Genomic DNA, 22,495 nt, shown 5'->3' with positions numbered 1-22,495 from the left:
ACGCCGCAGATGGGGTGTTATGCAAAGGTCTCGGATGGCCTATGTTGAACAAAGGGAGACCGGTAGAGATCCCGAATAGGCACTGAGGAAATCATCAGCGCAGGTGGAGGGGAGGAAAAACCTGCACCATACAATGCCACTGCATAGGCCGAGCACGACACGCTCAGGCAGAGATCAGACCGGGGTCCTGCGGAGGGCATAACCGGGGTGGGCTATGTCACTGATGCAGTGGTCAGAAGCCTCGGGTGGCTTGTCGCATGCCACCGAGGGCGCCTCCCGGTGTCTGTCCACCGAAGGGATTGCCACCGGGCTGCTGGTCTCCGCCACCCTCTCGGCGCCGACGCAGCTCTTCCTCGCGCTCCTTATTGCGGTCCTTGCGCTTCTCTTCATTGAATTTTGTCTGGATCATCGTCCGAGGCTTCTGTGTGAGGAGCGGTGTCAGGAGAGGATAGAAATTCTCCTTCACCTCCCAATTCTTCATAAGCTCAAAGACCTTGGGGGCGTAGTAGACCGCTTCAGGCTGTATGGAGGCATCGTAGTCCCCCGGGTCCCAGCGATGATTGCCGTTTCGGTCATAGATGATCCGGAGGCCATACTTCCCCGGGTCGAGATCCGGGAAGAAGATCTCCCCTGCTCGGCTGTAGGAGGTCCAGACCAGCTTGTCATCCGGGGTAAGGAGTTCGCCTATGATCGAGTCCGGCATGTCGTGTATGGTGACGCGGAGGGAGGAGAAGTCGCTTTTCTCTTTGACCTTAAAGGCATCAACGACAGTTTTATCAAGGCGGTGGCCGTAGATGTCGGCGATCTCAGCGCTGTCGACATGGAGCTCGTACTGCCCGCCGTAGCTGAGACGGGCACTGATGAGTCCGGAGGTGACGCTACCGTCAAAGAATGTGATGGTATCGATCCGCAGCGGCTGGAGGATCGAGTCCTTGGCATCGTAGAGGGCGAAGGCGCGGAGCATCGACGTGTCTATCGGAAGGGTCGACGCGAAGAGTATCGAGTCGGAGATGCCGCCCTTGCCCTTATGCTCGATCTTGATGGAGAAGGGACTCTCGACAGCATGAGCGGTGGAGTCGCTCTCGGCGCTCTTCCGCTTCTTCTCCTCTTTATCGATCTTGGGCGCCTTGTAGGCGATGCGCAGGGTGTCGCTCTTGTAGGCGGGGAGGCCGAGACTGTCAACGGAGAGGTAGGTGAGCGCAAAGGTGCTGTGGGCGCTCCAGGTGGTGTCGGTGAAGAAGAAGTTGACGACACCATCCTTGCTCTTATCCATGACGTAAGGGGGCGTCATCGTGTCGGTCGGCAGAGCGAGGGAGTCGACCCTAGCGAGCTTGATGGCGCTGTCAGGGAGGGCGTTGAAGGTGAGCCTCAGCTGGTAGGGGGCGGGGCGCTCTCTTTTCTTCAGGAAGCGCTTCGGGTCGCGCGGCTCGTAGTAGAGCAGGACCAGATCATCGGGGTAGTAGTGGGTGAAGGGGACCTGCTTGATGGTGTCGATGGTGAGCGAGTCGACCCAGAGGGTGTCGGGGCGAATGTCGGGCTTGCAGGTGGTGAGGACGGCACTATCGAGCCAGGCAACACCCTCGGTCCCCACCATATCATTGCGGTAGTTTCCATCGCTCTCCTTGAGGGCATAGACGTGATACCGTCCCTCACGGACGTTGCGGATCACAAACTTTGCCTTGTCAGACGTGCGACTGGTGCGGAGAAACGTGGTGTCGTGGAAGGCACTCCTCGGGGCAGTGTCGGGATGAAGACCGACGAGAAGCCCCTGCATAGGCTCGTGCGTGCGAGCATTAAGGACCGTCCCTGCGATCTCCATGGTGTCGATGCGGTCCCCGGTGCTGAAGGCGAAAGAGAAGTTCTCCAGCGGATTGCCTTCGTTATTGTCGACGATCGCATCGGTGAAGTCGATCGTGTAGGTGGTGTTGGGCGTGAGGGTGTCCTTGAGGCTGACCACCACTTTTTTTCCATAAGAGATGATCTCCGGCTGCTGCAGCTGAGGCGGGGAGACGATGATCTTCTTGAGCGGGTCCTTGATGGTGACAAATTCGTCAAACCAGAGAGACACCTTCTTGGACGAGACATTGAGCTCACGATCCGCCGGATGACTCCGGACGAGCTTCGGGGGCTGGTCGTCATAGGGGCCGCCATCCGGCGCCACCCTATTGGCGCATCCGTAGATTATGGCAATCGTTCCGCCTATCAGGAGAGAGAGGTGGAGCCATGGAGATCGACGTCTGTTCTTCATCATAAGTTCAACGGGCTTGCCTGCAAAGGTCGGTAAAAAAGTGGGGATAACTCCGTGCCGTCACAGCTACATCATCCGGTACCATCACCTGTGTCCCCTCCAGTGCGGTAGCAAGGACTCCAAAGGCCATAGCCAAGCGATGATCCCCTCTGTGATTGAGCGTCACACTATCGGGGATCGTTTCACGTGGAACGCCCGTGTAGGTAAAGCCGTCCGGCGATAGTCTGACGAAGGCATCAGCTGACCAGCCGAGAGAGTGTGCGATAGAGAGGGACGCACCGAGACGATCCGACTCCTTGTAGGCCAGTGAGGACAGTCCCTTAAAAGTGGCAGGCACTCCTAAGCCAATCACTGTGGCAAAGAGAGCAGGGAAGAGGTCAGGGTTTTGAGACAAGTCAAAACTTAATGGCAGCTCTACCTCAGTCGGTTCATTACATCGGTTCAGTCGCACAGAGTGATCAGTCGTAACAACGTCCAGAAATGGCATGAAAAAGTCAAGCACTCGGGCATCCGGATGGGGAGAATTAGGATTCAGCTCCTTCAAAACCACCATTTGGATCTCCGGATGGAGCGTTTGCAACTCCAGCCAAAAAGCAGCGGAGGAGTAATCGACTGGGAGGGTCAGATCATCAGGATTGAGAGTTACCAAACCTGTATCACGTGTAGGCTCAAACTTAATCCGATCCGCATCCCAAGCGAGATCTATACCGATCTGACTGAGACAGTCGATCGTCAGAGCGATATACCTTGAACTGGGATCAGAATGCTGTCTCCGGATACTCAAAGGATAGTTTTGAGCTACCGAAAAATAGATTATTGCCGAGACAAATTGACTTGACTCCCACGCTCTTGCGTCTACTTCTGTTTCACGTGGAACCACCTGGCATCGTGAGTTGACAATCCACCGGTCGTCCGTACGATCAATCGTGACTCCCCTTCTCTGCAGAAAGTCGAGGAGCGGACCCATAGGGCGACGGAGCAGCTGAGGATCCGTAAGATGAAAGACCGTTCTGCGCGGTTCGGCTGCACCAAGAGCCAGTAGGAACCGAGCGACGCTGGCAGAGGCTGTGAGGGTGATGTCGGACTTTCCCGAGAGAAGCGCCTGGAGACCATCATAGATGGTGTAGAGGTCCTCTGGGGCATCTGTACTCAAGAGATCCCTATGGGGCATCTGATTGACTCCCCTACCCCGCCGAAGGAGGTAACAGGAGATCAATGAGCGAATGCCCTCACTCTTCGACAGAGGGAGGTTTACCTCAATAGACGAGGCAAAAGCCGTTTTCGTGAGCAACTTCATAGTCACAAATATAGTAGAAAGTCCCGTTCCCACCCCGATTAGAAGCGACTTTTCTCACATTAGATACAGGGCTGACGCATTTAGGCGTTAGGGTAATCATATACAAAGGGGGGTCATGCGGGAGGCAGAAGGGTGCTCGCCCCATAGGCATCGGTCATCTGCGAAGTGGTGACCGATGTACAGAAGGCCGTCCCCTGCCCTTCCGACCCTTGCGGGTCGCCGAACAGAAATCACCCATACCGAAAACCACGCAAGGGCACTGCGCTGGTAGTCCTCTACTCAAGCAGTACGACACCTAATCGGACGGGTCTAACGGCGCAAGCGACAGGTATTTAGTAAGTAGCGTCTGAGGACATAAAAAAGGTTCGCAAAGCTGACGAAGCGGAGCTTTGCGAACCTATAGATTTCTGACTGTAGATCAGAGGAGATGCTTGAGCGTGTCAGCCTCCAGAGAGGTGGCGCCAAAGCGGAAGAGTTCGGGGGTGAGCCACTCATCACCAAGCACCTCCTTGAGGATGCAGAGGTACTTGAGCGCCTCCTCCGTCGTACGCACTCCACCGGCAGCCTTGATCCCTCTCTTGAGACCAAATTGATCGTAGTACTGCTTGACGATAGAGGCCATGATGTAGATCGCCTCGGGCGTGGCACCGGGGTACCCCTTTCCTGTAGAGGTCTTGATGAAGTCTGCATCGCAGAAGAGGGCGAGGATGGACGACTTAACGATATTCTCAGGCGTCTGGAGGGCTCCGGTCTCAAGGATCACCTTTAGGATCACATCCTTGGCGGCCTGTCTCTGCTCCTGCAGCTGGTCACAGACGGTCTCGTAGTCACCGGCAAGGAAGGCACCGACCGGGAGCACAATGTCGATCTCCTCCGCCCCATCGTGGATGGCGAGGGCTATCTCAGCCACCTTGATCTCAAGGAAGGTCTGCGACGAGGGAAAGCCACCCGCCACGCAGGTGATATGGCACTGCTCAACGGTGAGATTCTCCTTGATCACCTGAGCAAAGTTGGGATAGACGCAGATACTTGCCACCGGGGTAATGTCAGGGTGGTCATCATCCAGCTTATTGACCTGCTGCGTCAGCTTATAGATCTTATCCTCGTTGTCCTCAGAGGTAAGCGAGGTGAGGTCGATCATACTATGGATGAGGTTGATATTATCTCTGGTATCAAGCTCCTTATAGTGCTTGTCAACACACTCCTGCACCTTTGCCGTCACCTCCTCCATACTGAGGTCAAAGGTAAACTTTCCGAAGGCCTCACTGTACTTGTCCTGTGAGGGGAAGAAGTCGGTATCGTGGTGATTATGACTCATGGTTGTATAATTTGGGATTGGATAAATGTCTGAATTTGTCGCGAGCTGTCTTCTTAGCTATATTCCTCTCAAGGGCCTCCGTAAGATCGCAATCGGTCTGATTGGCAATGCAGGCGAGGACCCAGAGGACATCAGCGAGTTCGTCTGCCAGATGCTCCTTGGAGAGATCGTCTGTGGACTTTGCACTCTGATCCCCATAGGTGCGCGCCATTACACGCGCCACCTCTCCCACCTCCTCAGTCAGCTGCGCCATATTGGTGAGAGGGGAAAAGTAGCGGACCCCATAGTCGCGGATCCACCGGTCGACTATCGACTGGACCTCTCTAAGAGTGGGGCTGGGTGTGTCAGTCATCGGTTTCGCGAGTCTATGCAAATGGTCACAGGGCCGTCATTGAGTAGCCGGACCTTCATATCGGCCCCAAAGACCCCTTTCTTCACCTCTGACCCGAGTTCTGCAGATAGAGCCTGCGCCATAAGGTCATAGAAAGGCTCTGCCTCTGGGCCCTTCGCAGCATGGACGTAGGAGGGTCTATTGCCCTTCTTCGTCGATGCAAGGAGAGTAAACTGGCTGACCAGCAGGATCTCCCCACCGATGGACCGGATGTCCTTATTCATCACCCCATCCTCGTCGTCAAAGATACGCAGGGCAATGATCTTGCGGACCAAATAGTCCATGTCCTCGGCGGTGTCGCCAACCTCCACTCCCTGTAAAACCAGCATCCCGGGACCGATCGATGAGATCACTGACCCATCGACCGTCACGGACGCCTCGCTCACACGCTGAATAACTGCTCTCATAGTCCAAAGATACCACTTTAGGACAAATTGGAGGTCGGCACAGAAAAGAAATCAGGGCTGACGCATTTGATCATCACCGCTAAAGAGCGTGCACCACTGTCGGGGTGGATTGTCCCGCGCTCCAAAAGGAGGTGAATGACTTATGTAAACACCTCCGCACCTCTACCTTACAATTTTGGGATTTTCGGGTATTATCCACCGCTGATTATGCCTCTGCCCCTGCAAGGCGTGATGGGCTTAAGCTTTAGGGTAATCGCATACAGACGGGTGTTCATCCGTGAGGCACCCGAAGGGTGCTCGCTCCATAGGCATCGGTCAAGGCTCGAAGTGCCGACGACTGATGTATAAGCATTCGTATTTTGACTCGACCCCTTGCGGGTCGACAGAATGAGGGGGCACCGCGCAGCTACTCGCTGTCGGGGTGGAAGTAGTCCCAAACGAGGCGCGCCTTGGCAGGACCAATAGCCTCTGTCAGTTCGTCCGGGGAGACAGACTCGCGTATCCGCTTCACTGACTTGAAGGTACGGATCAGCTTCTTCTGTGTGGCGGGGCCGATACCTGCAATGGCATCGAGCTCAGAGGAGATCGACTTCTTAGCATGGACATTTCGGTGGAAGGTGATGGCGAAGCGGTGGACCTCATTCTGTATCCTCTCAAGGAGGTGAAAGACCTGCCCGCGCTGCATAATGCCGATCACCTGAGGCGGATCTCCATAGAGCACCTCACTGGTGCGGTGGCGGTCGTCCTTGGCGAGACCGAGGATCGGTATCTCTACCCCCACTTCGTCAAGCGCCTTTCGCACCACCCCCATCTGTCCCTTGCCTCCATCGGTGATGATGAGGTCGGGGAGCTCCTCCCCCTCGTCACGCAGGCGGCTGTAGCGACGCACCACCACCTCGTGCATCGAGGCATAGTCATCCGGTCCCTCGACGGTCTTGATGTGGAAGAGTCGGTAGTCCTTCTTGGAGGGGACGCCGCCCTTAAAGACGACACAGGCGGCCACCGGCTCCGCTCCTTGGATATTGGAGTTATCTAAGCACTCCACGTGCCACGGGAGCGTAGGCAGACCGACCGAGCTCTGCAGGTCTCGCAAGATCTGCATATTGTGCTGGGCAGGGTTGAGCTTCTCCGCCTGCAGATCCTTATCCTTGATGAACTGATCCACATTGTGCTGGCTCAGGTCCAGGATATGCTTTCGGTCGCCCCTCTGAGGGATTGAGACGCGATAGGCAGAGAGGTCGAGGTACTCCGGCATGAGGGGGAGAATGAGCTCGCGAGTGCCCTCCAGCGGCAGCGAATCAAGCAGATCCTTCAGGACGGAGGCAAAGAGCTCCACATCCTCCTCCTCTATCCCTCGACGATACTCCATGGTTCGCCCCGAGATGATCCGCCCGTCCCTCGTCAGCAGGTAATTGACGAAGAAGGAGCGTCTCGAAGAGCCATAGGTAGCCACCAGCGCATCACCGATGACGTTGCTCATGATGGTGCTTTTCCCCTGGTAGTTCTCCAGCGTATAGAGCATATTCTGCATCTGCAGGGCTGTCTCAAAGTCCAGCTCCTCGGATGCCTTTGTCATCACCTCCTTGATATCCCGCTTCACCTCCGTAATATGCCCTCGCAGGATCTCCTTAGCCGCCCGTACGTCCCTATCGTAGTCCTCCTCCGTCTGCAGACCTTCGCAAGGCCCCTTACAGCGACCGATGTGGTACTTCAGGCAGACACGGAATTTCCCCCGCTCAATATTCTCCGGAGAGAGGTTATACGAGCAGGTACGAAACTTGTAGAGCCGGCGGAAGAGCTGGACCAGCTGATACGCCATCGACTTATTGGGATAGGGACCATAGTACTCCGTACTGCCGCCCTGCTCCGGCTTGTGTGTGGTCCCAAAGCGCGGGAAGCGCTCCCTCGTGACGTAGATATAGGGGTAGAAATTACCATGCTTGAGCATGATGTTGTAGGGCGGCTGGTGCGTTTTGATGAGGTTATTCTCAAGCAAGAGCGCATCTGTTTCCGTCTGGACCACGATATACTCCACGGTCTCAAAGACGCGCAGCATTGCCCGAGCGTTGGGTCGGTCCGACTCGCGCTGGAAGTACTGCCCCACCCGCTTGCGGAGATTTTTTGCCTTACCGACGTAGAGCACCTTATCCTCCTTGTCGCGGTAGATGTAGACTCCGGGCGACTCGGGGATCACGGATAGGCTGTTGCGTATGTCTTTCTTGGCTATCAGCATAGGGTTCCACGTGAAACAAAGAGGGCTATCGTCCCATGAGTATCAGGAGGATATTGATATCCGAGGGGCTGATGCCGGGGATCCGGGAGGCCTGACCGATGGTCTCCGGACGGATGCGGTCGAGCTTCTGCCGCGCCTCGGTCGAGAGCGACTGGATGGAGAGGTAGTCAAAGTGCCCGGCAATGCGGATGTCCTCTAAGTGGCGAGCCTTCTCGGCTGCCTGATGCTCGCGGGCAATGTAGCCGGCATACTTCACCTCCACCTCTATCGTCTCCTTCACCTCCTCCGCCAGCTGCCCCTGCTCGAGGAAATTCGCCAGCTGTGGGACAAAGGGGACCAGTCCATCAAGCGTGATACGGGGGCGAAGGATCACCTCACGGAGCCTCTGCGGATGCCTCAGCGGAGTCTCCCCTACCCGCTCGAAGTATGCCGCGAGGTCGGGCTTGTCGGCTACGGAAGTGTCCCTCAGCAGCTCCTCAAAGCGATCGATCAGCGCCAGCTTCGCCTCCAGTCGCCTCTCACGACTCGCGTCGACCGTCCCAAGCTCTATCCCCCTGGGCGTTAGTCGTCTGTCGGCATTGTCCTGCCTCAGGAGGATGCGGTACTCTGAGCGACTGGTAAACATCCGGTAGGGCTCGTCCACCCCCTTCGTCACTAAGTCATCGATCAGCACCCCAATATAGGCCTCGTCCCGAGCGAGGGTAAAAGTATCGGTAAGGGACTGGGCAACGAAGTGAGCATTGACCCCGGCAACGAAGCCCTGCCCGGCCGCCTCCTCGTAGCCTGTCGTGCCATTGATCTGACCGGCAAAGAAGAGCCCCTTGACCAACTTCGTCTCCAGCGTGTGATGCAGCTGCGTCGGGTCGAAGAAGTCGTACTCGATCGCATAGCCGGGCCGCATGATCGTCGCATCCCGCAGCGCCGGGATCTGCCGGATCGCCTCCTCCTGCACTTCTATGGGGAGCGAACTGCTGAAGCCATTGAGGTAATACATCGTCGTGTCGGCACCCTCCGGCTCGAGGAAGAGCGGGTGGTGATCCTTCCCGGCAAAGGTGACGATCTTCGTCTCTATGCTGGGGCAGTAGCGAGGTCCTATGCTGTGTATTTGGCCATTGTAGAGCGGCGCCTCATCGAGGTGACGCCGCAGCACCTCGTGGCTCGCAGGCGTCGTCTCCGTCAGGAAGCAGGGCCTCTGGGGCGTCTCCAGTCGGGACACCTCGGGGAGGAAAGAGAAGTGGTGCCATCCCTCCTCACCATCCTGACGCTCGCAGAGGTCAAAGTGTATCGTCCGACCATCCAGCCGTATCGGCGTACCGGTCTTCATCCGATCGGTCCTGAAGCCCAGCCCGGCGATCTGCTCCGAGAGGCGGAGCGAGGCCGGCTCTGCGATGCGTCCCCCAGGGATCTGCACGCTGCCGATGTGCATCAGGCCATTGAGGAAGGTCCCATTGGTGAGGATCACAGCCCTCGCCCTTATCCTAAGCCCCATGGCGGTGACTACGCCGGTGACCGCCCCACCCTCCCCACCCTCCCCACCCTCGTGGAGCAGCTGCACGACAGCATCCTGCCAGAGGGAGAGGTTGGGCGTCTGCTCGAGATAAGTTCGCCACAGGTGCGAGAAGCGGCCCCTATCGCTCTGAGAGCGGGGGCTCCACATCGCAGGTCCCTTGCTCCTATTGAGCATCCGAAATTGCATCGACGACCTATCGGTGATGATCCCCATCAGACCGCCGAGGGCATCCAGCTCGCGCACGATCTGCCCCTTGGCGATGCCCCCCACGGCGGGGTTGCACGACATCTGGGCGATCTTGTCGAGATCCATGGTGATGAGGAGGGTACGCGAGCCGAGCATGGCAGCCGCATGGGCCGCCTCACAGCCGGCATGGCCGGCACCGACCACGATAATGTCATAGGATAGTCTCATACCTACAAAGATACGCAGATTTGCGCCGTCGCGTGACACCTGTCCCGGCAGCGCCATGGCTGACGTATTAGGGCATTAGGGTAATTGAGAATGGCACTTCGTGCAACAGTCTCTAATCATATACCAAGGGGGGCACATCCAGGAGGCTCCCGAAGGGTGCTCGCTCCATAGGCATCGGACATCCGCGAAGCGGTGACCGATGTGCCGAGGCTCGCCCCTACCCCTTCGACTCCTTGTGGGTCGCCGAGCAGAAATCCCCCTTTCCAGCGACCCCGCCAGGGTTTCGCACTTGTTGCCTATTCAAGCAGTGCGACACCCTGGCGGAGTCGTATATCTTTCCTGAGGTCTTCTTTCCCGTGGGCCTCGGCACTTCGTGTCTCGACACGCGGGCCAGGAAGCGATGATCCCTACGGGGCACTGCCCCTGCGGGATCGGGTGCATCATAAGTATGCGTCACCCCTGACCGGGCTTGTCCCCCTGGTGAGGTGCCCTCACGGTGGTGCACCGGTTAGTTGTGTCCCGCAGTCATTCGGTCGATGACTGACTCGAGGGCGCCGGTGCCTTGGTACTTGTCCTTGGAGCTATTGAAGCGGTAGGAGATGGTGAAGGCAATACGTGGTGGCACGTGTTCGGTGGACTCCATCACACTGTACCTGGTGGCGGTACGTACGGAGTGGGTGGTATTGAAGAGGTTGCTGATGGAGAGGGTGGTGAGGAGATTTTTCTCCTTGAGCCACTGCTTGGAGATCTCGGCGTAGCTGGTGAGGATGGGGGCGGTGAACTCCATATTGTCTTCGTTGCCAAATGGGGTGTAGCCAACGTTGAATACCATGCTGATATCCCTGGGGAGCGTCAGTTGGTTGGCCACGCTGAGGGCGAGGGTGGGCTTGCGATTGGTGATCCGCTCCTCAAAGTTCCAGAGGTCGTAGCCGATCATCTTGGAGAGGCGCAGGGTGAAGGTGGGCTTCCACCACTTGATCGTAGGGCTGGCTACCATCGCCGCCGAGAGAGCATGGTGTGGAGGGGCGTTGACGGTCTTGTATAGGGTGATATAGGGCCGCACGACTCCGGTGGTGGGGTCGGTAAAGAGGGCGGTCTCCGGGGTGAGACAGTCGCGGCTATAGGTGTGGCTGAGGATGGTGGTAAGCCAGCTCTTACTGAGGGTGAGAGCCGTGGAGTAGTCGATGGCGTCCTTGAGGTTGGGGTCGCCCACCTTGTACTCGTATCGGCTCACGTAGAGGTACTGTGGCTGCAGCTGTACGTAGCTTGGTCGATTGATCCGGCTCCTGAAGGAGAGCTCGGTGCGCACACCCCAGAGGCGACCTGAGACTGCCAGTGTGGGGAATAGGTTGGTGGTGGTATGGCTCTTATCGGGATCCAATACCCCCTTATCGATATACTTATTCTCGAGGTGCTCCATGCGTAAGCCTGCGGTGGCGCTCCACTCGGAGGCTATCTTGCGCTGATACTCTAAGTAGAGAGCCAGCAGCTGCTCTCGCTGCTCGGTATCGAGGTCGGTGAGACTGAGGCTGGCATCGAGATGATTGTAAAAGCGATTATGGACCTTAGAGTACTCCCCACCCATCTCGAGGCGTCCGCCCCAGAGTGGTCCGGAGATGTCCAAGCGTCCTCCTGCAGACTGGTACTTCGCCCCATGGCTATTCTCCACACCGGAGAGTTCGTACGCCTCGGTATGCCCCTCAGCAGCTCTCTCGGTGGAGTGGCTCATACCGGTCTGGAAGTAGTCGAGGTCGATCTGTGCCTTCCAGTCCCCAAACCTCCTGAGGTAGTAGAGGTTGGGGCGGTGCGAGGCATTCCATGGCTTGAGGGTCTGTGACTTGCCAAAGTAGCGCTCTACCGCCTCTGGTGTGGGCCTGAGGTGGTTGCTGGTGAGGTCGGAGAACATCCAGGAGTCCTCCTTATCGGCGGCAATGCGGTATCTGAAGCCTGCGCTCTGCACCTCATCTTCGTAATTGATGCCCACCGTATACTCCTGTGTCTGTACACCCTCCTTGTGCTTGGTGGTGGATTGGTTGATCCACTCGCTTTGATCGGTTTTGCCGTGTGTGCGCAGGGAGGGGAAGGAGTGATTGGTCTGCTCGTCCTTGTACATAACACTGGTGAAGAAGTCCCAGTTATTGAGCCGATAATTGAGCCGAAGGTAGGGCTGATAACCCATGGGGCTACCTATCTGATTATTTAGATCGAGCTTTACCTCGCCGCTGAGACCGGTGCCCTGCTCGCGCTTGGTGTAGATCTTGATCACCGACTCGGTGGAGGAGCTGTACCTGGCACCGGGATTGGTGAGCACCTCTATGTCGCGGATGAGGTAGGGCTTGAGGTTGCGCAGCTGATTGGGGTCGGTCATCAGTCGGTCGTTGATGTAGATGATGGGGGTCCCCTTGCCGGCTACCCGCACTTCGGTACCCTCGATCTCGACGAGTGGCACGCCTCTGAGCACACTATAGACGTCCGATAGATTTGCGAGCGGTGAGGCCTCTATGGAGGTGCTGATGCCGCCGGCGACCATCCGGTGTGGGATACGATTGGCGGTGACGGAGAGCTCCTCAAGCTCTAAGGCACTCTCCTGTAGTATGATCTTGTAGTCGGTGGAGCTTTCGCACCTCACCTCCTTGGGGGTGAAGCCGATCAAGCTTGCCTCAAGTAAGAGGGGCAACTGATGCTGCTCGATCTGTAGAGTGAAGGAGCCATCGTCACGGGTTACGCCTCCTGTGAGCACCTTGGTGCCGTCAATACTTTTCACCTTGATGGTGGCGTAGGGGATGGGCTCCCCGGCTTCGTCATACACTACTACACGGAGATCTAGTGCCGAAACTTCCAGGCTCCCTACCATCATCAGCAGGGAGATCAATAAAAATAATCGCTTCATTATACTTATCTACTGTGTACTGAATCGCCTCCCCTTATCACTAGCAAAGGTAGGTACTATCGCTCGCAACTCAGTTGCAGACTTCTGGAAGTTAATCAAATGCGATCTGAGGCGTCGCTTTCGGTCACTCCTACCAAAGCCTCAGGGAAATCTCTAATACCGATATTAGTGATGCCTAATACCGATATTAGTGATCACTAATATCGGTATTAGATCAAGCGCCTATCCACCGGGCATTGGACACCGTTCTATTATGGTCTCCACAGCAAATGCGATCTCTTTCTCCTCTCCCTCCCAGTTCAGCAGACTGCGAACCGGCCTTATTATGTTCGCCAAACATTATCTTTGTCAAACATAGTTTTTCGCAGAGCAAAATTCATTAGTGATTTTGTGTGTTGGTACCGATCAAGTTATTATCTTTGCAAAAGATAATGTTTGACAAAGATAATTATTGAGGGTATGAAATTTATAGACAGAGTAGAAGAAACAGCAGCGCTCAAGCGCACGCTAAGCCTTAGCCGGCCTGTGCTGATTGTGATTTATGGTAGGCGGCGCATCGGAAAGTCAGAGCTCATCAAGCATGTTTTGACAGAGCAGGATGTATACCATCTGAGCGAAGAAGCACAGACTCAGCAACAGATCGACTCCTTTGCCAAGACTGTTTCTTTTACGTTTGACGGCTTTGATCGAGTATCCTACAACGACTGGGAGACAGTGCTTACCTGCGTCAATCTATATGCAGGGGATAACACATCGGTCTGCTTAGATGAGTTTTCCTACCTCGTAAAGAGCGATCCCTCACTGCCCTCCATCATCCAAAGATTAGTGGACAACAAAAGGCTGAAATACAATCTGATCCTGTGTGGTTCCTCCCAGCTGATGATGCACTCACTGGTCCTCAATGAGAAGTCTCCTCTATATCAACGCTGTGCGTGGCAGCCCAAGCTAAAGCAACTGCGCTTGCCTTATATAAAAGAAGCCTTGCACTGCTCTGACCAAGAAGCCATAGAAGAATATGCTATTTGGGGCGGTGTGCCTCGCTACTGGGAACTTCGTGCCGACTATAACAGCATGGAAGAGGCGGTGCGCCATCTGCTAGTCAATAACTATGGCACACTGTACGACGAACCAACTCGGTTGCTCCGTGATGAGCGTAGAGATACGGCTACGTCTTTCTCCCTGCTTACTACGGTGGGCAATGGAGTAAATCGTATTTCGGAAATAGCCGGTCGCATGCAGCAGCCTGCTACTAACCTCTCCCAGCCCATCAGCATACTGACCGACTTGGGCTATGTGGAGAAAGATATCCCCTTTGGGGACAACCCAAAGAGCAGCAAAAAAGGACTGTATCGCCTTGGTGACAACTTCCTCTCCTTTTACTACAGATTTATCAATCCCAATAGATATCTTATCGAGCTAGACCGCCAGGATCTCGTAATGGATATCATCCGTAAGGACTTCAGTACATACGTTGGTCAGATATGGGAAAAGATTTGTCGCGACTTCGTCACAGGTAATGAAATCGATGGTGTAGTCTATGGCATCGCCTCACGGTGGTGGGGCGGCATACCCAAAGAGAATGGTAGCAACGACTATGAGCAGGTGGAGCTTGACCTTGTAGCTGAGTCGATAGACAAGAAGCACATCCTCGTGGCAGAGTGTAAATGGCGAGAGCGTGACGAGGCACAGAGCGTATATGAGCAATTGACAAGCCGTGCCGGCCGCTTACCCTTCGTAAAGAAGGGGCAAAAGGTACACACGATATTGTTCCTCAAAACAGAAACAAAGGCAGACGTCCCCTGTTATTATCCTAAAGACATCATAGCGTCTATGCTTCCATAAGATACCTCCTAAGGCCACTCGTCTATGATTGGGTTTCTGACCCGCGAGGGCGTCACACTATCAGACGGCAGCGTGGCACCCCTCCCCTATCCCATCACGCCATAGCCTATCTCAGGAGAGGGGGAGCCGAGGGCGTATGTGACTGGTCGCTACTTCAGGTAGGCCTCAGCGAGCGAAACCCAGTAATTGGCTCCGATGGGGAAGATCTCTTGATCCAGGATATACTTGGGATGATGCACCATCGGGGTATCCCCATTTCCAATCATCAGGTAGGAGCCCGGCTTCTCCTGGAGCATAAAGGCAAAGTCCTCACTACTCATAAAGGAGGCAGCCGGGTTGACTACATTCTCTGCACCATAAGTATCTATCGCTACCTGGGTGGCAAAGGCAGTCTCCTCGGGGGTATTGACGAGTACAGCCCCGGGCTGACCCTCTCTGATCTCGTAGGTACAGCCATAGCACTCTGCCTGGGCCTTGGTGATCTCACGGATGCGACGCAGCACCAGCTCCCGATCCTCGGCAATCATATTGCGTATTGAGAGACGTAGGATGGCACTATTGGCAATCACGTTTCCCGCATTTCCAGCGATAAAGGCCCCGATGGTGACGACGGCATTGTGCCAGGGGCTGAGGTTGCGTGAGACGATGGTCTGGAGTGCCATCACGAGCGAAGCCCCTGCCACCACGGGGTCGATACTCAGCTCGGGCATAGAGCCATGCGAGCCCTTACCGACCAACTCTATCTCCCAATTGTCCACGGCCGACATGGTGGCTCCCTCACGGAAGTAGAGCTTACCCTTCTCGAGACCGGGGATATTGTGCATCGCGTATACGGCATCCACCGGGTACCGCTCGAATAGCCCATCGGCAATCATGCCGGGGCTGCCCTGCATGGTCTCCTCGGCGGGCTGAAAGATAAGGGTCAGGGTGCCACTGAAGCGCTTGGTGTCGATCAGGTACTTAGCTGCTCCCAGCAGCATGGCGGTATGCCCATCGTGCCCACAGAGGTGCGACTTGCCCTCAATGACGCTTCGGTAGGGGAGCTCATTGACCTCCTCTATGGGGAGTGCGTCAAATTCCGCCCTTATACCGAGGTTCTTGGAGCCGTTGCCCACCTTGAGCGTAGCCACTAATCCCGTGGTACCGATACCCTCCTCCACCTCATAGCCCATGGCTCGAAGCTCAGAGGCAATGTACTTGGCGGAGTTGACCTCCTCGAGAGCCACCTCGGGATGCTTATGCAGATGCTCTTGCCACTCCCTCATCTTGGGGGCGAGGGCCTCTATCTCTTTTCTAACTTTCATGGGCTTTTACTCAAAACGAAATGGGGGAGTGTACGAAAACGGTGGTGTAGATCACAGCAACGGTGAGCAGCACCGGACTTCCTCGGGGGTGGGATCAGGTGGTAAACTTGGCCGGGAGGGTCGGCATAGCGCCTGCCTGAGTGCAGACGTAGGCGGAGACCTCGACAGCCCTCCGGTGCGCCTCCGAGACAGACTTTCCCCTTATGATACTCGCCACAAAGGCGGCAGTGAAGGAGTCCCCGGCTCCGACGGTATCGGCAACCTCGACCTTAGGCGTCGCCTGGTAGGTCATGCTCTCCGGGGTAAAGATGTAGCTGCCATTGACCCCGCAGGTCAGGATCAGCATCCGGAGGTGGTACCGATTGAGTAAGTCCCGGCACGTGCTCCGGAGGTCGGTGCCGGGATAGCCGAGCAAGCGGCTGATGACGATCAGCTCTTCATCATTAATCTTCAGCACGTTGCACTTCTTCATCGACTGATCGAGGATCTCCTTGGTGAAAAACCCCTGCCGGAGATTCACGTCAAAGACGATCAGAGTGTCCTTCTCCTTGGGCATCTCTTCGATGAAGCGGTTGATGGTCGCGCGAGAGACGCTGCTCCTCTGCGCCAGAGAGCCGAAGCAGACGGCAGTGGTCCTCTGTGCGAGAGCCTTGAGGTCGGACGTAAAGGGGATATTGTCCCACGCCACACCCTCCCGGATGACATACTGAGGCACGCCGACCTGATCTATCTCCACCTGCACCGTACCGGTCGGGTAAGGGACGGTGGCGATATGGGTGCCGAGCCCTTTGGCACTGAAGTTATCCAGGATCTCACTGCCCAGAGCGTCCTCCCCGACGGCGCTGACGACACAGCCGGGAAGACCGAGCCGGGAGACATGGTAAGCAAAGTTGGCGGGTGCACCACCGATCTTCTTTCCCTCGGGGAGTAGATCCCAGAGGACCTCGCCAATCCCGACGACCATTTTCTCTTGATTCATAATAAACTGGCTAATGGGGGTGTTAGATCCGAAGTCTATACGGAGCGGATCTACCGGAAGCGGAAGTCATCCAGCATCAGAGCGACATCGGAGGCACCGCCCAGCTTGATGGCAAGCATCTCCCGCGCGGGATCCGTATTGAGATCGACGGAGGTGAGGTCCAGCGTGACCGTGATCCACTGCCCTCGCGTGTCGATGGTCCCCTTGTAGAGATTTCGCGGCTCAGCCCGAAGCACCTTATCGTGCGATGACGCGTCACCGAGATTGTAGCAGACGTAGCTCTGCTGCCCATTGGTGCCAAGCCGATCACCATAGACATTGACCGAGAGGGAGCGGGCGGAGCTGGCGCCCTTGAGCAGAAAACTGAGCAACCTCGCCCCGGAGGGTATGGCACCCTTGAAGGAAAGGAGGTAGTCGTTGCCGCTCAGCTGCTTGACGACTGAGAGGACCTGCCCCCGATCGGGAAAAGCGTGGTCGCGAGAGAGGATCGCATAGGAGCGGAGACCCTGCTTGCCGAGCGCGGCGCGGAGGTCAGGCTCGCTCTCGCAGTCAGCCCCGGGGAAGAGAAGCCCCTCACTCGGCTTAGTACCGGGACCCGGAGTGACGGGTCCCTCCTGCGGGATGTCGCTCTCCCCTACCCTCAGCACCACATCATCGATACGCCAGAGCGCTTCTTGGTACTCTCGGCTCTTGTAGACGAAGGCAAAGCGTACCTGCTTTTGCCCGTAGACAAAGTTGGGGAGGGGAATCGAATTGGGCACAAAGTCCTCCGACCCTGCTGCGGGGTACTTGGGGATCTCCAACCGCGTCCAGCGCGCCTCCTCGGGGTAGTCGGGCGTGATCTCCTCCGTCGTCACGTAGAGCATCTGCTCCTCGGACGGACGCTTTCCCCGGCTGATACTGTGGACAAAGGAGAGAGTCGCCCCTGAGACGTCAGTGAAGTCAAAGGCGGGGGACATCAGGAGGATCTTTGTCATCCCTATGCGGCGACCGGTGACGACGGCGCACCCCTCCTTAGCCTCAAATCCGATCCCCTTGCCGATGATCGTGTGGTTGGTCATCTCTCCGAGGGAGGAGTCGAAGTGCTCCTCCAGCAGGATGGACTGCTTAGGGGAGAGCTCGGGGTCGATGATGATGTCCCCCTCGATCGTACCGCCCTCCACAAAGGAGCGGATAGAGGCTGAGAGATCGCCGGTGGCCGGCTCGGAGGGGGAGCGCTTGAGGTGCAGGATGATCTCGTAGTACTTGCCACTCTCCGTCTCGGTGACCCCGCTAATGGCGGGCTCCGTGAGGAGGATGGACTTGGTCCCCACCTCGATCTGTATCTTGTGCGTGGGATCACCGATGGTCTCCCCGGGTAGGATGTAGGTGAGGAAGGTATTGCCGATCCGTGACGATGGGAGCGGGTGGACAGCGGTCCCCGGATCGATGGTGCCACTCCGCTTCTCCATCAGTCCACCGGAGCGGTAGCCCTGCAGCTCCACCCTCGCATCGGAGAGGTCAAGCCCCTCGATCTCGGAGACGAGGCGGACCCGCAGCTGCGAGAGACGGTGAGAGAAGGAGAGCTCCACCTGCGTCTCCCCCCGGACTCCCTTTCCCTCCCCATAGAGTAGAGGACACTGGTCTCGCAGGTCAAAGGAGACAGATCCCCCACCACCGTAGCTGTAGGGGTAGTAGGCGTGGAAGGTCTCCCCCTCAGGAGCCATGGAGATACGCCGATCACCGCGAGGGACAAAGGTGCCGTCCCCATGCGCCGTGACGTAGGGGACATCGGTCTCTCGTGAGGAGAAAATCCCGATCTGATCGCCCGCCTCCCACCGATCGTTGAGGACACGGAGGAGGGGCACCGTAGCGACAAAGTCGGGGTAGATACGCCCCTCGGGCTCCTTGATCAGCTCCGCCTGCTTTTGGCACGCAGGAAGGAGTAGTAGGAGGGTCAGGAGCGTGAGGTAGGAGAGTTTATTCATAACCGTGAGAGGACATCAGCGATCTGCTCGCCTATGCCGATGGTGTAGCCCTGGTGGAAGTAGACGACACGATTGAAGGTATCGGCAACAATCACCACTGGGTAGTCGAGCGGCAGGGAGCGCTCCAGACCCTCTGCAAGCGCCTTATCCAGCCCCTGGGTATCTACACCCCAGGCAGCCCCCGGGAGGAGGCCGTGGAGCGCCTCAGAGGGCTTCTGTCGCGTGAGCACGACGGTCGAGATGGGTAGCTTGCCGGACCGGTCAGCGATGGCGCCGAGGTCGCGGAGGATGTGGTCGGACGGCTCATGGGCATCGCGTGCCAGCACGAGGAGGTAGTAGCCCCGTCCGGTGGTGCTGAGGAGAGAGCGCTCCTCGCCCGAGAGATCCTCGTAGAGCGACTCTGAGTCAAAGTTTCCGATCACTGCCAGAGCGCCCTCCTCCCGGTCGAAGTCGATCGCCATAGGCTTCTCGCAACTCATCCTGCGGATGGAGGCGAGGACGGTGCCGTCGGCAAGCCTGCTGCCGGTGAGGAGGAAATTGTCCGGATAGAGGAGCGACTTGCCCTGCAGGTCGGTGTAGGGGACCATGTCATCGAAGTAGTAGGTGCTCATCTGTCCATCGGCAGGGTCAAAGTAGCCGACGGTGAAGTGAGACGTGTAGTGGGGCGTGCGGACGGTATTCGTCCCCTGCTCGTAGGTGAGCTGTAGGGGGCAGTCGGTAGTGGACTCCTTCTCCTCCTTTAAGAATGGGATCACCCGCTCCCTACCCTCGTCATCGCGGTAGCGGACAACGCTGTTGCCGAAGTCAAACCACGCCGGCACCTTAGCCGTGCGGAGCAGTCGGATCAGCAGGACGGTGAGGGAGCGCTGGTTGCCTCGCTGGAGGATCCAGGTGGAGGCGGGCGTCATAGGGAGGTTGAGCGGATTGTACTGCTTGTCGTAGGAGAGCTGTCCCACCCGCTCGAGGATCCGTGTGACCCGCTCCTCTCGGCTGAGCTCCTCACTGCCGAGGATCTGCTCGCAGATCAGATCCAGCTCCGGCTGCTGCGCCGCGACCGGCTCACGGTCCAGGACTCGCGGGCAGTAGATCATCGGCTGCTGCCAGTCGGCGGCGGTGAGATCTCGGTCGAGCACCTGCTCGAGGGCGGTGATGGAGACGTCGTGGAGGTCCTTCTCTGTGAGGGAGGAGAGAAGGAGAAGAGCGTGATGCAGACGACCGCTCTCAGCCGCATGGCGGAGGAAGCTCTCTATCGTGGCGTGGTAGCCGCGGCTCTTGGGGAAGAGGTCAAGGAGCAGGGTGCGATCCTCGCCGGTGGCGCTCAGTTCGTCCGCCAGCGAGGCGGCCTGATCTGCTGTGGGGAAAGTGGAGGTGTAGGCCTCACGGACGGCATCCTCCTCGGCGAGTAGGCGGGCATTCTCTGCCGCCTGGGCCTCGGTGTAGCGGACCTCCGGTGTCTGCTCCACCGGCGGAGTGAGACGCAGGTGCTGCTCTGCCGGGATGGTGTCGAGTGGTCGGAGGGTCAGCTCGAGGGTGCTGCCGCCCTCCTTATTGGTCATCTTCTCCATCGCCACTAAGTCCTTGCCCTTGGAGGCAAAGATCACCACATCCCCGAGACCGAGGTTGGTCACCGCTTCCCCTCTGTCATCAGTCGTGCGGGTGACGAGGGGGTAGAGCTCGGCATAGTTGTAGATGCGGTAGGTGACGGTGGCGCCCTCTACCGGCTTACCGGCCCCGTCCAGGACACGGACGGTCATCGGTGCGGTGCGGATGTAATTGGGCGTCACATTGAGCTCGGTGAAGCAATCGTTCTTGCTCAGCACCTCCTCATCGCCATCGTAGTCACCGAAGGCGGTGGTGTGGAGCATCATCGCCCGCATCACCGGGGCGTCAAACCAAGCATTGTCCAGCACCGGGGCGGGTTCGCTTGCCCCAAGGTAGTGCCACTTACCATCGACCCAAGCCTCTACCCAGGCGTGGTTGTCGTCCGTATGCGCCCAGCGGGGCGTGTAGACCTGTCGCGCCGGGATGCCGACGGTACGGAGCACTGCGACGACGAAGGTACTCTGCTCACCGCAGCGGCCGAGGGCATTCCGCAGCGTGGCTATGGGGCTGGAGGTCCGCCCATCGGAGGGCTGGTAGGTGATGTGCTTATGGGCCCAGCGATTGAGCGCCAGCACCGCCTGCTCCATGGTCATGGTATCGACAAGGGCAGACAACTCATCGTAGTAGGTGGTCCGGAAGTCATCCAGCACCTCGTTATTGACCCGCTTGGGGAGGACAAAAGCGCGGAAGAGCGTCCCGGGGACCTTTTTCCCCCACGGCATCTCCTCCCTTGCCCGCAGCGATACCCAGACATTATCCAGATGGTAGGCAATGCTGTGATCCATCAGGTCCGGCAGACTCATGTAGGCGTAGAGGTAGGTCATGGCGTCCCGCTCCTCGGCGGTCACGTCGAGGAAGCGGAGGGAGTCGGTCGGAGAGACGATGCCGAGGGTGTCGATCTTCGCCTCGAGGGCTTTCTCCGCACGACTCATCACGTCGGAGGGGAAAAGCGACTCGCTCCGACCCCCGCCGCATGAGGTGGCGAGGAGGGTCAGAGCGAGTAGAAGAGTAAGGGGTGTAAGTCTATTCATGGCTAACGGTTTTATTTACAGACCAAAGTTAGCCAGAAAAACTCAACCATCAGAAGCCGAACTGGAACTGCATCCGGATGTGGTGATCCATCGGACCGTGCCCCTCGCCTTGCGGAGCGACGAGGCGGTACTCCAGTTGCCAGCGGGAGAGCTTACTCAGCCAGTGCTGCACACCGAGCGTGCTGGTGAGGAGACTGCCGGTACCCATACCGGTCTTGAGGTAGTCGACGGAGGCGACGAAGTCGTACCGCTTGGTCATGTGTGCCACAGCGGTGAGGTAGGCGCCCTGGCCACTGACCTCGGCATCCTTGCCATACATATACTCAGCCGTAAGGGAGACCGGTTTGGTGGTCAGCTGTACGGCGCCGCTGACGCGGTGACGGATATAGGGCGCACCCGCCTCAACCCCCTTGCCCGCCGCCATTGCGTGGAGCTCGCCACCGAGGTAAGAGGCGTGGAGCGTCAGCATGGAGGTGGGGCGTAGGTAGAGCGCACCGCCATACATCTTAGAGGTGCCAAGGTCGAGGGTGTTCATCCCCTGACCATTCATCACCGCCAGCTTGTAGGAGAGTACCCTGCCCCAGAGGTCACCCGACAGCTCGAGACCAATGTCCCGCCCAGAGGTGCCCGAGTAGAGCGGATCCATCCCCACACCGGCGAAGTAGACCGTCGGCATAGTCCCACCGAGGCTCAGCGGATTGAGGAAGGGAGCCACCTGGTTCTCCAGCCCGAAGGGCGTCTTCATCTGCCCCACCCTCAGACTCAGCTCCGGGGCGAAGCGGTAGGACATATGGAGCTCCTTGAGCATCGCGGGACTATTGAGCTGAAAGAGGACAGCCGCACTCCACCGGTCGGTGATGCGCATCGTCCCCATAAGCTCCGACTTATTGACGCCAAAAGAATTTTTTCCCGGTCCCAAGAGGGCATCGTAGTAGACCTGACCATACCCGTGGATCTCGAGACGCTTTCCCTTATCGAAGTGGTGGTGCCCCTGTGCCGACAGGGCCGGCACCAGCGTCAGGAGGAGAAGGAGTGAGAGTAGTACTTTTTTCATAAGATAAA

Annotated in this window: 14 protein-coding genes; 1 reads left to right on the top strand and 13 read right to left on the bottom strand. The window is 57.5% G+C overall.

The window, feature by feature from the left end; genetic code table 11:
• Positions 1–232 precede the first annotated feature (232 nt).
• From HMPREF2890_RS06730 to HMPREF2890_RS06695, 8 genes are all read right to left on the bottom strand, one after another.
• Positions 233–2,251, bottom strand: coding sequence for an Ig-like domain-containing domain (locus HMPREF2890_RS06730; RefSeq protein ID WP_070466895.1), 2,019 nt, complete (start codon positions 2,249–2,251; stop codon positions 233–235).
• Positions 2,252–2,255: 4 nt separating this feature from the next.
• A complete protein-coding gene (locus HMPREF2890_RS06725) occupies positions 2,256–3,545 on the bottom strand; it encodes a hypothetical protein (protein WP_148130711.1) in 1,290 nt (429 codons plus the stop codon).
• A 418-nt stretch (positions 3,546–3,963) separates the two neighbouring features.
• Positions 3,964–4,863, bottom strand: a complete 900-nt coding sequence (deoC, locus tag HMPREF2890_RS06720; protein WP_070466890.1) for a deoxyribose-phosphate aldolase — start codon at positions 4,861–4,863, stop codon at positions 3,964–3,966.
• Positions 4,853–5,215 carry a nucleotide pyrophosphohydrolase gene (locus tag HMPREF2890_RS06715; protein WP_070466888.1) on the bottom strand — a complete coding sequence of 121 codons (363 nt, stop codon included), beginning with the start codon at positions 5,213–5,215 and terminating at the stop codon, positions 4,853–4,855. Before HMPREF2890_RS06715 ends, deoC begins: the two co-directional genes overlap by 11 nt.
• The gene (dtd, locus tag HMPREF2890_RS06710) at positions 5,212–5,661 is read right to left on the bottom strand and encodes a D-aminoacyl-tRNA deacylase (RefSeq protein ID WP_070466886.1); all 450 of its coding nucleotides are present in this window, start codon (positions 5,659–5,661) and stop codon (positions 5,212–5,214) included. Before dtd ends, HMPREF2890_RS06715 begins: the two co-directional genes overlap by 4 nt.
• A gap of 406 nt (positions 5,662–6,067) precedes the next feature.
• Positions 6,068–7,894, bottom strand: coding sequence for an excinuclease ABC subunit UvrC (uvrC, locus tag HMPREF2890_RS06705; RefSeq protein WP_070466884.1), 1,827 nt, complete (start codon positions 7,892–7,894; stop codon positions 6,068–6,070).
• A gap of 25 nt (positions 7,895–7,919) precedes the next feature.
• Positions 7,920–9,818, bottom strand: coding sequence for a tRNA uridine-5-carboxymethylaminomethyl(34) synthesis enzyme MnmG (gene mnmG / locus HMPREF2890_RS06700; RefSeq protein WP_070466961.1), 1,899 nt, complete (start codon positions 9,816–9,818; stop codon positions 7,920–7,922).
• A 508-nt stretch (positions 9,819–10,326) separates the two neighbouring features.
• Entirely contained in the window at positions 10,327–12,708 is a 2,382-nt protein-coding gene (locus HMPREF2890_RS06695) for a TonB-dependent receptor domain-containing protein (RefSeq protein WP_070466882.1), read from the bottom strand.
• A 459-nt stretch (positions 12,709–13,167) separates the two neighbouring features.
• Between HMPREF2890_RS06695 and HMPREF2890_RS06690 the strand changes: the two genes are divergently transcribed.
• Complete coding sequence (locus HMPREF2890_RS06690) at positions 13,168–14,550, top strand: ATP-binding protein (protein ID WP_083289858.1); 1,383 nt, start codon at positions 13,168–13,170, stop codon at positions 14,548–14,550.
• Between the two features lie 149 nt (positions 14,551–14,699).
• On the opposite strand, the gene HMPREF2890_RS06685 is transcribed toward HMPREF2890_RS06690, so the two are convergent.
• The 5 genes from HMPREF2890_RS06685 to HMPREF2890_RS06665 all read right to left on the bottom strand — a co-directional run bounded on the left by HMPREF2890_RS06685 (position 14,700) and on the right by HMPREF2890_RS06665 (position 22,487).
• Entirely contained in the window at positions 14,700–15,854 is a 1,155-nt protein-coding gene (locus HMPREF2890_RS06685; protein ID WP_070466880.1) for a M20 aminoacylase family protein, read from the bottom strand.
• 94 nt (positions 15,855–15,948) lie between these two features.
• Positions 15,949–16,833, bottom strand: coding sequence for a carbohydrate kinase family protein (locus HMPREF2890_RS06680; RefSeq protein WP_070466878.1), 885 nt, complete (start codon positions 16,831–16,833; stop codon positions 15,949–15,951).
• Between the two features lie 50 nt (positions 16,834–16,883).
• Positions 16,884–18,800: a fimbrillin family protein gene (locus tag HMPREF2890_RS06675; protein WP_070466876.1), complete on the bottom strand. Its 1,917-nt coding sequence runs from the start codon at positions 18,798–18,800 to the stop codon at positions 16,884–16,886.
• Complete coding sequence (locus HMPREF2890_RS06670; protein WP_070466874.1) at positions 18,797–21,433, bottom strand: transglutaminase domain-containing protein; 2,637 nt, start codon at positions 21,431–21,433, stop codon at positions 18,797–18,799. Before HMPREF2890_RS06670 ends, HMPREF2890_RS06675 begins: the two co-directional genes overlap by 4 nt.
• Positions 21,434–21,482: 49 nt before the next feature.
• Positions 21,483–22,487, bottom strand: a complete 1,005-nt coding sequence (locus HMPREF2890_RS06665) for a porin family protein (protein ID WP_070466871.1) — start codon at positions 22,485–22,487, stop codon at positions 21,483–21,485.
• Positions 22,488–22,495 lie beyond the last annotated feature (8 nt).

The sequence above is a fragment of the Porphyromonas sp. HMSC065F10 genome (assembly GCF_001808555.1).
Taxonomy (GTDB): Bacteria; Bacteroidota; Bacteroidia; order Bacteroidales; family Porphyromonadaceae; genus Porphyromonas_A.
This window is presented reverse-complemented; position numbering and strand designations above follow the sequence as displayed.